Raw genomic sequence first — 11,502 nt, 5'->3', positions numbered from 1 at the left:
AATCAGACGACTCTGGGCCACCCTCGCCCGACCAACCCACCCCGAAATACACACCGAACACTGGTCACACTGGCGCAGACTCCACCAAACCAGAGCCCGCCGAAGCCACTACCAGCGACAACGCATCGAGCATGACACATTGCGGCTGTAGTACTAGCACGACCGGACGGTCCTATCGGGCCCAAGCCGACAGCAGCGCCCGAACATGCGCGGCCTCCGGCACCGCCAACTCCTCGAACACCTCAAGCGCCTCCCGCCAGTCCGAACGGGCGCCGTCCACATCGGTCTCACCCTGCCGCACCAGGGCACGCACATGCAGGGCCCGCGCGTGCGCCAGCCGCTGACCCGCTCGGTCGGTCACCGTGATCGCGCGGTCGGCGTACCCGCGGGCGGCGGCGGTGTCGCTCGCGTCCAGATAAGACTGCGCGAGTTCGGTCAGCGCCCTGGCCTCCAGCAGCCGCATGCCGGTGTCGTCGATCATCGCCAGCGCCCGCAGGCCGTGGTCGATCGCCCCGGCCCGGTCGCCGGTGCGCCTGCACAGGGCCCCCATGCCCGTGAGCACCGACGCCTCGCCGTAGCTGTAGCGGATCTCCTCGGCGAGCCCGCGGGCCTCGGAGTAGTGGTCGGCGGCCTCGGACCACTCGCCGGTGCGCAGCTGGATGGTCGCGAGGATGTCGAGCCCGCTGACCTCGTGCCTGCGGGCCCCGAGCTGGCGGGCCTGGTCGATGGCCTGGCGGACCAGGACGGCGGCCTCGGTCAGGGTGCCGCGGTCGCAGCCCGCCTCGGCCAGGCACACCAGCATCGCGACCTCGCCGTGGCGGTAGCCGTAGCGGCGGCACACGGCCAGCGCGTCCTGGTAGCACTGCTCGGCCCGGCCGAGGTCGCCGACCGCCCAGTGGGTCAGCCCGAGTCCCTGGGCCGCCGCGGCCTGGACTTGGCGGTGGCCGATGCGGGTGCTCAGCTCCAGCGCCTCGGCGTGCCGCTCGAGCGCGGTGCTCGGCCTGCCCAGCAGCAGCGCGGCGATGCCCAGGTAGTTCAGCGCCGCCGCCTCCCCTCGGCGGTTGCCGATGGCCCGGTAGATGTGCAGCGACTCCTCGCAGAACTCCGACGCCTGGGCGGGCTGCCCGAGCTGCGAGTACGCCCGCCCGAGGTTGTGCAGGGCGGCCGCCTCCACGGCCCGGTTGCCGGTGCCGCGGCTGAGTTCCTGCGCCCACCGCAGGTGCTCGATGGCGTTGTCGTAGTCGCTGAGGTTGCCGTAGATCTGCCCGAGCAACTCGTGCACGGACGCCTCGGCGTCGACGTCACCGGCGTTGCGTGCCGCTGCCACCGCCGCGGTGCACACCGCGATGCCGTCGTCGCCGTGGCCGCGGTTGGAGAAGTAGCTGCGCAGCGCCTCGGCGAAGCGCCACGCGTAGCTGTGCAGGCCGAGGCTGCCCGCGGCGAGGGCGGCGGCCACCAGGTTCGCCCGTTCGGCGTCGAGCCAGCTGATCGCGGCCTGCTCGCCGCCACCCGACTCCGCGGGCTCCACCTGCCACAGCACGGCGCTGTGCGCGCGCACGGACTTGAGGTAATGCTCGAAGAGCCGGACGACGGCGTCGTGGCGGTCGTCGTCCTCGTCGTCGAAGCCCGCGCGATCGGCCGCGTACTCGCGCAGCAGGTCGTGGAAGGTGTAGCGGCCCGGCGTGTGCTCGCGGATGAGGTTGCCGTGGTCGAGCACGCGCAGCAACCGCGCGGCCTCCTCGGTCGTCGCGCTCACCAAAGCCGCCGCGCCGAGGGCGTCGATGTCGGTGCCGGGCACCAGCCCGAGGAGCCGGAACAGGCGCCGGGCCGCGGGGGTGAGCTTGGTGTAGGAGAGGTCGAACGCGACGCGGACCGCGGCGGACTCGTCTCCGGCGACGGCCAGGCCCGCCATCCGGCCCCGGTCACGCAGTTCGCGGGTGTAGTCGGCGACCGTGGTCAGGGGGCGGATCGCGAGGTTCGCGCCCGCGATGCGCAGGGCCAGCGGCAGGTGGGCGCAGGTGTCGGCCATCTCGGCGGCGGCTGTGGCCTCCCGGCGGGTGCGGGCCACACCGACCAGCCTGCCGAGCAGGTCGACCGACTCCTCCGGCGCGAGCACGTCGAGCGGGAGCTGGTGGGCGCCGTCGCGGGCGGTGAGGCCGGTGAGCCGGTCGCGGCTGGTCACCAGCACCAGGCACCCCGGCGAACCGGGCAACAGCGGACGGACCTGTTCGGCGGTGGCCGCGTTGTCCAGCAGGATCAGGACCTTCTTGCCGGTCAGCATCGTCCGGTAGAGGCCCGCGGCTTCCTCGGTGTCGGCGGGGGCCCGCTCGGGCGCGACGCCGAGCGCGCGCACGAACCGCACCAGCACCTCGTGCACGGTCGGCGGATGGCCCGCGGCGTAGCCCTGCAGGTTGACGCTGAGCTGGCCGTCGGGGAACCGCGGACGGACCCGGTGCGCCCACCGCACGGCGAGCGCGGTCTTGCCGACCCCCGCGCTGCCCGAGACCGCGATGACCACCGAGTGGCCGTCCAGGTCGGCGAGGTGCGAGTCGAGCCGGGCCATGGCGTCGGCGCGGCCGACGAAGCCGGGGGTCTCGGCGGGTAGTTGCGCCGGCGCGCGCTGCGGCGCGGGCTCGGGCTTTCCGCGCAGCACCCGCACGTGCGCCTGGCGGATCTCCGCGCCGGGCTCGATGCCGAGTTCCTCGTCGAGGCGGGCCCGGATGTCGGCGAACACGCGGAGCGCGGCGGCCTGCTCGCCGGTGCCCGCGAGGCCGAGGATGAGCCGGGCGTGCATGCCCTCGTGCAGCGGTTCGTCGTGGACCAGGCCGCGGGTGTTCAGCACGACCTCGTCGAACCGGCCGAGCTCGATCGCGACGTCGGCGTGGGCGAGCACGGCGTCGCGGCGGCGCACGTTCAGCGCGATCACCGCCGGGTGCTCGCGCAGCGCGGGAAGGTCCGAGAGCGCGGGGCCGCGCCAGGAGGCGAGGGCGCGGTCGTAGAGGTCGGCGGCGCGGTCCGGTTCGCTGAGGCGGGCCGACTGGGCCTTGGCGACCAAATCGTCGAACCGGGCCATGTCGAGCTGGTCGACGCGCAGGTCGAGCCGGTAGCTGCCGGGGGTGGACGCGATCACGTCGGCGTTGCGCCTGCTGGCGGCGGTCAGCGCGCGCCGGAGCCGGGAGACATAGGTGTGCACCAGCCCGAGGCAGCTCTCCGGTGGGTCCTCGCCCCAGAGCACGTCGACGATCTCGTCGTGCCGGACCGTGGTGTTGCCCCGCAGCGCGAGCAAAGCCAGCAGGGTGCGCTGCTTGAGGGCGCCGACCCCGATCGCGCGGTCGCCATGGTCGACCGACAGCGGCCCGAGGATGCCGACACGAACGCGGGGAGCTGGGGTCTGCTGGACGGCCGCGGCGGCGGCGAGGAAGGTGGCGTTGTCGGCGGGCACCCCGACGGCGGCGGCGAGCCTGCGGACCGTGTCTAGCCGAGGCCGGTCGACTCCGCCGCGCTCGATGTAGCGCAGCGCGCGAACGCTGAGGCCGGAGCGCTCGGCGAGTTCCTGCTGGGTGAGCCGGGCCCGCAGCCGATGCGACCGGAGGACCTCGCCGAACGGGATCGGCGACTCCTCGGTCATTTCGACGGTGCCCTCTCTTGCCGCGTTCAATTTGCCGGTCAGTTCATCGTAGTCCAACCAGGTGGTCGATTCACGCAGGTAGCGGGCATCACCGGGCGGCGCGGGCGGCTGTCAGGACAGTACAGAGCAGCTGCCAGGACAGGTCCGTACCGTGTCATCCGGGGGAAGGGGGGAAGTGGCATGGCGCCCTGGGGGTGCGCCGTGCCACCCACCCCGCCGCCGCTGCCGCACCGAGCGCGCCGCCCTCACACCCCGGTAACCTGCCCCAGTGGGGGGCACAACCGCGGGCGACGTGACAGCGCCGACCGCCCGGCAGTCAACGGTCGATCCGGAACCACCGCCGCGGAGTGGACCCGCGCTCGGTGGGCGGCTCGGCTGGTTCCTCCTCGTCGTGGTCGTCGCAGCCGGTTTCGGGGTCGTCGCGTCTCGCTCCCCCGCTCCGCCTGAGGGTCCGCCGACCGGTGACGCCGTGGTGGCCGCGGCCGCCATCGACGCGCTGCTGAACCCGGGGTTCACCGGGGACCCGCTCGCCGTGCTGCCCAGGGACTTCACCAAGGTCACCGAGGCCGTCGCGGCCCGGGCCACCGACCCCACGGGTCGGGCCCGCGGGGTCCACGTGGGCGGCGGCTGCTCGACGCCGTGGGGCGACGACGACACGCGCTGGGACTTCTCGGTCGGCTGCAAGGCCCACGACCTCGGCTACGACCTGCTGCGCTACGCCGAGGAGAAGGGCGAGCCGCTGGGGCCCGACCCGCGCAGGCGCCTCGACCGGCAACTCGCCGACGACATGCACGGACAGTGCGAGCGCAACCCGCAGGGCTCCGCGGGCACCTGCGGGATCGTGGCGACGCTGTACTCGGCGGGCCTCGTGGCGAACTCGTGGCACCAGCGGTGGGGGCCGCCGCGGGCCGAGCCGATCGGGCTGTGGACCGCGGGCCTGCTCGTCGTCATCGCGCTGCTCGTGGTCCGGGTCCCGGTGCTGCGCCGCAACCGGCGGCACCGGCCGCGCCAGCCGCAGCCCGAGCTTTCGCCGGAAGAGGGCGACCGGGCGGCGTACCTCGGCTTCCTGCGGATGGTGAGCCTGGGCGGGTTCGTGGTCGCCGAGTCCGTGCTCGCGCTGGCGCCCCTGCTCGACCTGTCGGCGGCGGTGCTGTGGCCGATCACCTGGGTGCTGCAGCTGGTGCCGCTGTTCTTCTTCGCGGGCGGGCACTCGAACCTGCTGGCCTGGCAGGCCACGACCACCGGCTACGGCGGCTACCTGGCGCGGCGCGTGTGCTGGCTGATCCGGCCGGTGCTCGCCTTCGTCACCGCCTGGCTGGTGCTGCCGCTGTCGCTGGACCTGCTGAACGCGCCGCCCGAGGCCGTCCGGACCGTCGGCAGGCTCGTGGTGCAGCCGCTGTGGCTGCTCGGCCTGTACCTGCTGGTGGTGGCGATGACGCCGGCGATGCTGTGGCTGCACCGCCGGGCCCCGGTGATCACGCCGCTCGCGCAGGCGGCGGTCGTGGTCGCGATCGGTGTGTTCGGGTCCGGGGTGTTCGCCGCGCACTTCGGCGGCGTGGTCCTCGCCGCCCTGTTCGGCCAGCTCGCGTTCCACTACGCCGACGGCACCCTGTGGCGGCTGCCCCGGACGGTGCTCGCCGCCGTGGGGCTGGCCGCGCTCGTCGCCCTGGCGGTGCTGACGACCGTCGGGCCGCTGTCGCCGCTGGTGATGGCTGCGCCGACCGGGTCGGCGAGCTTCGTGCCGTCGGCGCCCGCGGTCCTGCTCATCGGGCTGGCCCAGGTCTGCCTGGTCGCGCTGCCCCGGCGCGCGGGCACCCGGGCGATCGGGCGCGGCGCCCTGGCCCAGGCGGCCCGGTTCGTCCACTCCGCGCCGATGACGGTGTACCTGGCGTACCTGTGCGCGATGCTGGTCATCGCCGGGGTCATCGGCGCCGCCCGCACGGCGGGGCTGCCGACCACCGCCGTCGACTGGCTGGTCCAGCCGCGTCCCCTCCTCGCCCTCGCGCTGCTCGGGGTGCCCACGGCGCTGGCGTTCCTGCTCTTCGAATGGCGCTCCACCCTGGACCCCGACACCGCCGCCCTCCAGGACCGCGCGGGCTCCAGGTGGGACGCCGTGGCCGCGACGCTGGGCACCGGCTACGGCGCGATCGGCACCCTCGGTTTCGCGGTGACCGGGCTGACCGGCTCACACGCCTCGCCGGTGCTGCTCGGCGTCCCCCTGGACCCGATGTCGAGCATCGTCCACCTGCTCCTGGGCTGGTATCTGCTGCACTCGGTCCGCACGGGCACCACGGCCACACCCTGGCCATGGCTGTTGACCGCTATCGCGTGCGTCCCCCCGATCGCCGGGTCGAGCGGGCTCACCGTGCACTGGGTCACGCTGACGGTGGCACTCGGCCTCGCGATCAGTCGATTCGTGTCCGATCGTCGCAGGTCAGAGGCTCGAACTCGGTCTCGCGGTGAGGCGCTCGCCACGGCCGAGAGCGTGCCGTGACCGGTGACTCACACCTGTGTGACACGCTACGGCCCAACCTGGGGAGGCCCTTCGGCGTCTTACCGGGTGTCCGTGGTTCCGGGTCGTCATGAGCGGCCCCATGCCTGAAGAGACGGAAGGGAGTAGGCGTGGAGTACCGGCCGCCGCCTAAGTCAGCGAGCCGAGCGGGCCAGGGAAGGCCCGCCTCGCCGCGCTCGTCGACGGGCACCGGGCGACCCTCCGCGACTCCCCGCATCACCGGCAGACCGCATCACTCGGCGCCCACCGAGCGGATGGCCGACCGGGCCACCCCGCCGCCCCGGTCCCGGACCCCGCGCCCGTCGACCCGGCGCCCGCCGCCGCCGAAGCGGAAGCTGACCGGCGGCAAGGTGTTCGTCACCATGCTGTCCGTGCTGGTCCTGGTCGCCACCGGCTACTACTCGAGGCTCGCGGACAACTTCACCGACGGGCTGTCGACGGCCGACGTCATCTCCGGCTCCGGCGAGAAGCCCGCGGACGGCGCGGTCGACATCCTCATGGTCGGCATGGACAGCCGCACCGACGCCCAGGGCAACCCGCTGTCCAAGGAGCAGCTCGCGATGCTCAACGCGGGCAAGTTCGACGGCGAGATCAACACCGACACCCTGATCATGATCCGGATCCCGAACGACGGCGGGAAAGCGGTCGGCATCTCGCTGCCGCGTGACTCCTACGTCGAGATCCCGAACTACGGCAAACACAAAATCAACTCCGCCTACGGCCGGGCCAAGCTCGACGCCCGCGCCAGGCTGCAGAAGCAGGGCGTGCAGGGCCGCGACCTCGAGGTCAAGTCCAACCTCGACGGCGCGAAGAGCCTCATCGCCACGATCGAGAAGCTGACCGGCGCCAAGATCGACCACTACGCCGAGGTGAACCTGCTCGGCTTCTACGACATCACCAACGCGATCGGCGGAATCGACGTCTGCCTGAACAAGGCGGTCAAGGACAGCTACTCCGGCGCGAACTTCCCGGCGGGCAAGCAGAACCTGCAGGGCACCGCGGCGCTCGCGTTCGTCCGGCAGCGCCACGGGCTGCCCAACGGCGACATCGACCGGATCGCGCGGCAGCAGGTGTTCATGAGCGGCATGGCGAGGAAGATCCTGTCGAAGGACCTGCTGGTCCCCGGGTCCGAGACGCTGGGCAAGCTGCAGGCGGCGATCAAGAAGTCGGTCGTGCTCGACCCGGGCTGGGACATCATGCGGTTCGCCCAGCAGATGATGGGCTTCACCGGCGGCAACGTCACCTTCCAGACCATCCCGATCGTCACGATCGACCTGAACACGCCCAACGACGGCAGCGCGGTCGGCGTCGACCCGGTCGCGGTGCGCAAGTTCGTCCAGGCCCTCATCACCCCCGGGGGCCCGCCGTCCACAGAGGCCACCTCGCCGGGAACGTCCACCTCGGACGGCACCTCGGCCGCGAAGCCGACCGTCAACGTGCTCAACGGCTCGGGGCGCGACGGCCTGGCGGGCGATGTCTCCGACGCGCTGGCCGGGCAGGGGTTCAAGCCGGGCACCACGGGCAACGCGGCGGCCAGGCAGAAGACCGTGGTCCGCCACGCCAAGGGCGACAAGGCCGCGGGTGCCGCGGTGGCGCAGGCGCTGGAGGGCGAATTCCCGGTCGAGGAGGACGCGAACCTGGCCAAGGGCAAGGTCACGGTCATCCTCGGCAAGGACTACGCGCAGTCGGGCCAGCGGCTCGCCGGCGACCGCATGCTCACCCTCAACGGACTGGCCCAGGACCCGCAGCCCGCCTGCATCAACTGACCGTTCACCCGTTCGGCCTAGCTTCGGGTGAGGTGGGCCGTTCCGCGTCAGAGTCGCGTGGTTCATCGCTTCCTCAAGTGAGACCGGGAGTAACACCCGGACCTGACGAAGGGGCGAACGTGCGGATCGATGCGGCGGTCTACCAGCGCGTACTCGGGGACGAGATCCGCCGCCTGCGCAAGCAGCGCGGCTGGACACGCAAGGAGCTCAACCGGCGGCTGCAGACCGAGATCTCGCTGCAGACCCTGGCGACCTACGAGCTCGGCACCCGCCAGTGCTCGGTGGTTCGACTGGTGGAGATCTGCTTCGCCCTCGACGAACACCCCCACGAGCTGATGGCCCGCGTGCACGACCGCGTGTTCTCCGGCAGCACCGTCGGCCGGATCCGCGTCGACCTGCGCTCGGTCGTGCACGAACGCGGCTCCGACCTGCTCCCCCTGCGGCGCTGGGCCGCCGAGCGCCTCACCGAGCACACGGGCCCCACGCCCGCCGAGGTCCACCTCGACATCTCCGCGATCGAGCGAATGGCCGAGCTGTGCGGCGTGGAGGTCCGTGACCTAATCGCCCGCCTCAAAGCCTTACGCCCAACCCCTCCCGCCCCCGCCACCTGACCCATACCGTCAGCGCGCGGCTGCGGCGGTGGGGTGCGCGACCTTGCCGCGGGTGATCAGCTCGAAGTCCCCGGAGGCGACCTTGCGGGTGCGCATCCAGTAGCGCCAGGTGAAGCCGGGCCAGATGGTCCGGTTGACGCCCTTGGCGTCGAGGTACCAGCTGGTGCAGCCACCCTGGGTCCACACGCCGTCGGCGAGCTTGCGCTGCACCTCCTGGTTGAACCGCTCCTGAGCCGAGGCGCGCACGTCGATGGCGTCAGCGCCGTGCTTCTCGACCAGGCGCAGCGCGTCGGCGATGTAGCGGATCTGCGACTCGATCATGAAGACGACCGAGTTGTGGCCCAGACCGGTGTTCGGGCCGAGCAGGTAGAACAGGTTCGGGAAGCCCGAGACGGTGATCCCCAGGTGGGTGTTGATCCCGTTCTCGCGCCACTCCTTGGCCAGGTCGCGGCCGTCGCGGCCGGACACGGTGAGGTAGTCGTAGGCGTCGGTCACGTGGAAGCCCGTGCCGTAGATGATCGCGTCGACCTGGTGCTCGCGGCCGTCGCGACCGACGATGCTGTTCTCCCGGACCTCGGCGACCCCGTCGGTGTCGAGGTGCACGTTGGGCCGGTTGAACGTCGGGTAGTAGTCGTTGGAGACCAGCACCCGCTTGCAGCCCATGACGTAGTCGGGGGTGAGCTTGCGGGCCAGCTCCGGGTCCTTGACCGAGCGCTTGATGTTCCAGGCGGCCAGCTTGGAGGCGAACTTGAGGATGTTCTGATGGCCGTTGAAGCCGACCGCGCGCACCTCGTTGACCCAGTACAGGAAGTGCCGGTAGCCGCGCTGGACGCCCGGAGCCTTGGCGAACAGGGCCTGCGCCCAGGACGGCATCGCGTGGTCGGGCTTGGGCATGACCCAGGGCGCGGTGCGCTGGAACAGGGTCAGCTCGGCGACGTCCGGGGCGATCTTGGGCACGAACTGGATGGCGCTGGCGCCGGTGCCGATCACGGCGACACGCTTGCCCTTGAGGTCGTAGTCGTGGTCCCACTGGGCGGAGTGGAAGGTCGCGCCCTGGAAATTCTCGATGCCGGGCAGCGCCGGGACCGACGGGATGTGCAGCGCGCCGATGCCCGCGACGAGGTACTTGGCGACGTAGGTGTCGCCGGAGGCGGTGCCGACGTACCAGCGGCTTTCCTCCTCGTCCCAGCGCGCGCTGGTGACCTCCACGCCGAAGCGGGTGTAGCGGCGCAGGCCCCACTTGGCCGCGACGCCGCGCATGTAGTCCCAGATCTCGGACTGCGGGGCGTACGAGCGGGTCCAGTCGGACTTCTGCTCGAAGGAGAACGAGTACATGTGGGACTGGATGTCGCAGGCGCAGCCCGGGTAGCTGTTGTCGCGCCAGGTGCCGCCGAAGTCGGCCGCCTTCTCCAGGATGACGAAGTCGTCGCGGCCTTCCCGGCGGAGCTGGATAGCCATCCCCATGCCGGAGAACCCGGTCCCGACCACCACCACACCGGTGTGGATGAGCTCGCCCATCTCCCGATCCTCCATGCGTAGATGTGTGTTACCCAGAGTCCAGCCTACCCGGAGTAGGTTACTTGCGGTAGAGTCAATTCCGTGACCACCAGCGAGCGCAAGCGTCGGATGCCTCGGGCCGAGCGCGAACGGCAGATGATGACCATCGCCGAGGAGATCTTCGCCGAGCGCGGGTACGTCGCGGTGTCCATGGACGAGATCGCCGAGCGCTGCGGCGTGTCCAAGCCGATGATCTACGAGTACTTCGGCTCCAAGGAGGGCCTGCTCGTCGCCTGCATCCGCGCGGCGCGGGCCGACCTGTCGCAGTGCACGCTGGAGGCCGTGGCGGGTGCGGGCAGCGTCGAGGAAGCCCTGCGGCGGGGTCTGGTCGCCTTCTTCGAGTTCACCGACTCACACCGCCGCTCGTGGTCCCTGCTGCTGCACAACGAGGCCGCGCTGGCGGGCCCGGCGGCGATCGCCGAGGTCGAGGAGGCCCGCCGTGAACAGGTGGAACTCGACATCGCCCTGTTCGCCGCGTTCGTGCCGGACAAGCCGCGCACCGAACTGGAGATGCTCGCGCAGATCCTGGTCGGAGCCTGCGAGCGGCTCTCCCTCTGGTACGTCAACCAGTCCGAGGTGACCGCCCCGCAAGCCGCGGACATGCTGATGTCGGTGCTGTGGAAGGGCGTCGCGGGCGAGATCCCGGCATAAATCGCCCACGCGGGGCTATCCGAAAGAATTTCCCGATGGTAGCCGTCAGGCGAAACCGGCCCGCGTTGTGTTAAGTGTCAACAACGGACGTCTGAGGGGCGATGCCACATGTTCGAGCCGATCGAGGCCAACTACACACCGGACGGCGACGACTGGAAAGTCGAGGTGACCTGCCGCGGGAAGACGCTCAAAGCGACCGCGCCGGGCCTCATCGCCGCCCGCGACCGCGCCGACCAACTGGTGGAGAAGCTGGCGCCGAACGAGGAGATCAGGACCGTCGTCCACACCCTCGAGGGCGACGCGGTGAACTTCACCGCGACCTACCTCACCGCGCGCCTGGGCACCGAGCCCCCAAGGCAGGCGGACGAGGTCACCACCCCGCCCGCCGCCACTGGTTCCTAGCGGAAGAGCTTGCGCACCAGCAGGAAGCCGACCACGACGCCGATGCCGATGAGCGCGAACTTGACCTTCGGCTCGTCGGCCTTCGCGCGGGCGGACGTCTTAGCGTTGTCCACCAGCCGCTTCGGGCTCGCCTTGGTGCCCAGCTGGTCCAACGTCGATGCCAGTGCGTCGCGCGCCTGCTCGATCTCGCGCTGGATGGTGTCGGGGTCGCGGGCCACTTGTCCTCCTAGAAGTCCGGCGACACCAACGTTAGATCACCGGCCACCCGCGCCGCGCAGGGGCCACGCGGTTAAGCTGTTCCCGCCCGCGCTAGGAACCGGGTGAGGGACCGTAGCCCAATTGGCAGAGGCACACGGTTTAGGTCCGTGCCAGTGT

The 11,502-nt window shown here is 71.4% G+C and carries 9 protein-coding genes; 5 read left to right on the top strand and 4 right to left on the bottom strand.

Going from position 1 to position 11,502, the window contains the following annotated elements:
• Positions 1-172: 172 nt before the first annotated feature.
• On the bottom strand, positions 173-3,628 hold the full coding sequence (locus tag ACRDSQ_RS22315; RefSeq protein WP_431423758.1) for a tetratricopeptide repeat protein: 3,456 nt from the start codon (positions 3,626-3,628) through the stop codon (positions 173-175).
• A gap of 268 nt (positions 3,629-3,896) precedes the next feature.
• Between ACRDSQ_RS22315 and ACRDSQ_RS22310 the strand changes: the two genes are divergently transcribed.
• Positions 3,897-6,122 (top strand): phospholipase A2, encoded by a 2,226-nt coding sequence (locus ACRDSQ_RS22310; RefSeq protein WP_431423756.1) that lies wholly within the window; start codon positions 3,897-3,899, stop codon positions 6,120-6,122.
• Positions 6,123-6,372: 250 nt separating this feature from the next.
• Here ACRDSQ_RS22310 and ACRDSQ_RS22305 read toward each other — a convergent pair whose 3' ends face one another.
• Positions 6,373-6,501, bottom strand: a complete 129-nt coding sequence (locus ACRDSQ_RS22305) for a hypothetical protein (RefSeq protein ID WP_431423754.1) — start codon at positions 6,499-6,501, stop codon at positions 6,373-6,375.
• Position 6,502: 1 nt separating this feature from the next.
• Between ACRDSQ_RS22305 and ACRDSQ_RS22300 the strand changes: the two genes are divergently transcribed.
• Together ACRDSQ_RS22300 and ACRDSQ_RS22295 are read left to right on the top strand one after the other, a co-directional pair.
• Complete coding sequence (locus ACRDSQ_RS22300; RefSeq protein ID WP_431423752.1) at positions 6,503-7,906, top strand: LCP family protein; 1,404 nt, start codon at positions 6,503-6,505, stop codon at positions 7,904-7,906.
• A gap of 119 nt (positions 7,907-8,025) precedes the next feature.
• Entirely contained in the window at positions 8,026-8,517 is a 492-nt protein-coding gene (locus ACRDSQ_RS22295) for a helix-turn-helix domain-containing protein (protein WP_431423750.1), read from the top strand.
• 9 nt (positions 8,518-8,526) lie between these two features.
• Here ACRDSQ_RS22295 and ACRDSQ_RS22290 read toward each other — a convergent pair whose 3' ends face one another.
• Positions 8,527-10,035, bottom strand: a complete 1,509-nt coding sequence (locus tag ACRDSQ_RS22290) for a flavin-containing monooxygenase (RefSeq protein WP_431423749.1) — start codon at positions 10,033-10,035, stop codon at positions 8,527-8,529.
• A gap of 81 nt (positions 10,036-10,116) precedes the next feature.
• Between ACRDSQ_RS22290 and ACRDSQ_RS22285 the strand changes: the two genes are divergently transcribed.
• Positions 10,117-10,725, top strand: a complete 609-nt coding sequence (locus tag ACRDSQ_RS22285) for a TetR/AcrR family transcriptional regulator (protein ID WP_431423748.1) — start codon at positions 10,117-10,119, stop codon at positions 10,723-10,725.
• 108 nt (positions 10,726-10,833) lie between these two features.
• Entirely contained in the window at positions 10,834-11,127 is a 294-nt protein-coding gene (locus ACRDSQ_RS22280) for a hypothetical protein (RefSeq protein ID WP_431423747.1), read from the top strand.
• Here ACRDSQ_RS22280 and ACRDSQ_RS22275 read toward each other — a convergent pair.
• Positions 11,124-11,345: a DUF3618 domain-containing protein gene (locus ACRDSQ_RS22275; RefSeq protein WP_187220608.1), complete on the bottom strand. Its 222-nt coding sequence runs from the start codon at positions 11,343-11,345 to the stop codon at positions 11,124-11,126. The genes ACRDSQ_RS22280 and ACRDSQ_RS22275 overlap by 4 nt on opposite strands.
• Positions 11,346-11,502 lie beyond the last annotated feature (157 nt).

Origin of the sequence: Actinokineospora sp., from assembly GCF_050699995.1 — a bacterium.
GTDB lineage: Bacteria > Actinomycetota > Actinomycetes > Mycobacteriales > Pseudonocardiaceae > Actinokineospora.
This window is presented reverse-complemented; position numbering and strand designations above follow the sequence as displayed.

What these genes read in the sequence shown, in the direction of transcription:
- ACRDSQ_RS22280 (WP_431423747.1), top strand. Translation starts at nt 10,834, where the DNA reads ATGTTCGAGCCGATCGAGGCCAACTACACACCGGACGGCGACGACTGG.
- ACRDSQ_RS22300 (WP_431423752.1), top strand. Translation starts at nt 6,503, where the DNA reads ATGCTGTCCGTGCTGGTCCTGGTCGCCACCGGCTACTACTCGAGGCTC.
- ACRDSQ_RS22315 (WP_431423758.1), bottom strand. Translation starts at nt 3,628, where the DNA reads ATGACCGAGGAGTCGCCGATCCCGTTCGGCGAGGTCCTCCGGTCGCAT.
- ACRDSQ_RS22290 (WP_431423749.1), bottom strand. Translation starts at nt 10,035, where the DNA reads ATGGGCGAGCTCATCCACACCGGTGTGGTGGTGGTCGGGACCGGGTTC.